We start from the raw sequence: 1365 nt of genomic DNA on the forward strand, positions 1-1365 counted from the left end.
CATCGCTTCGAAGAGCCGGAGTGCTTGTCACTGGTCGCCGAGTGCTCGACGGTCGTGGCCGTGCACGGGTGCCGAGATCCGGGGGAGATCGTGTTCCTCGGAGGCCTCGACGAGGCACTCAAGAAGACGATCTCGGGGGCGCTGACCGGGCCTTGGGTGACGATCTGAATGGCGGTGCCATCCGCCGCCTTGGTTTCGGCGACCAGCCGCACATAGGGATCAAACGCGCCTTGCAGGCGGATCAGACCCTCGGTCAGCGACAGGCGCTGGCCCAGAATATCCAGCCGCCCGCGCACCAGATCGAACCGGCCAATCGGCACGACATCGGCGGTTGTGCCGCTCAGCCGCAGCTGCCCGCCCAGTTCGGCATCCAGACCACGACCGCGCACGAAAATCTGGTTTGGGGCCTCCAACACCAGATCCAGCCCATAGATCACCCCGCCACCGCGCCCGGCCTTGGTGCCCTCCAACCCGGCGCGCACCCGCGTCGCGCGCACGGCGGCGCTGTCGTTCACATGACGCAACCCGTCAGGAATGACGCCGCTGGTGGCAATCGCGCCCGAGGGCACCCGCAATTCTGCCTGATCCAGCGCCAGCGCGCCCGAGATCACCGCCCCGCCGGTCAGCGGCCCGCGAATGGCCAGATCGCCATTCAGCCGGGTGCGATACAGGCTTGGGTCCTGCGCGATGACATTGGTCAGGGTCAGGCCCAGATCGGCCTCGAACGGTTTGCTCAGGCCCACCGGCCCGCTCAGCACCAGCGAACCGCCCGAGCTGACCGCGCCACTGGCGGCAACCTGTGCCTGCCCGTCGGCCAGCGTCAGGCCGATATTCAGCCCGGTCACCGCCTCGCCCAAGGTCGGCGCCGACAGCCGCGCGTCCGTGGCCAAGGCCTGCCCCGACAATGCCGCAAGCCCCGGCCGCCCGACCATGCGCAGATCAAAATTCGCCATGCCTTGCAGGTCACGCGGCGCAATAAAGGTGTTGGCCAGACCCAATGGCGCGGTGCCGCGCAGCCACAGATCGACCTGCGGCAAGTCCCCGGTGACGGGTTCAAAGCGACCGCCACCGCTGGCCTGTCCACCCGCCGCAGTGATGTCAAACTGATCCAGAACCACCGGGCCACCTTGCTGCCAATGCGCGGCGGCCTGCACCTGACCCGGGCCATTCAGGCCTTGGGCAAACGGCGCGATGGTGGAAAGTTGGGCCTGAATCTGCACCTGCGCGTCAGCCTTGGACAGGTGGCCCGAGGCGGCGATTTGTGCCGTGTTGCTGTCGATCGAAAGCCGGTCGATACGGGTGCCGCTGGCGTCACGCGTGGCAGTCAGGCTGAGATCAGCCGCGCCGCGCAGATAGGGATCAAGC

The 1365-nt window shown here is 67.6% G+C and carries 1 protein-coding gene and 1 pseudogene; one reads left to right on the top strand and one right to left on the bottom strand.

Translation table 11 applies throughout. The features are described 5' to 3' along the window. The first annotated feature begins 60 nt into the window (after positions 1 to 60). Complete coding sequence (locus ABYW26_RS14505) at positions 61 to 168, top strand: hypothetical protein (protein ID WP_372605627.1); 108 nt, start codon at positions 61 to 63, stop codon at positions 166 to 168. On the opposite strand, the pseudogene ABYW26_RS14510 reads toward ABYW26_RS14505, so the two are convergent. Then, positions 156 to 953, bottom strand: a pseudogene (locus tag ABYW26_RS14510) (translocation/assembly module TamB domain-containing protein); the annotation flags it as partial. The gene ABYW26_RS14505 and the pseudogene ABYW26_RS14510 overlap by 13 nt on opposite strands. Positions 954 to 1365: the final 412 nt, after the last annotated feature.

It is taken from the genome of Actibacterium sp. (genome assembly GCF_041584535.1).
In the GTDB taxonomy this organism is placed as follows: domain Bacteria; phylum Pseudomonadota; class Alphaproteobacteria; order Rhodobacterales; family Rhodobacteraceae; genus Actibacterium_D.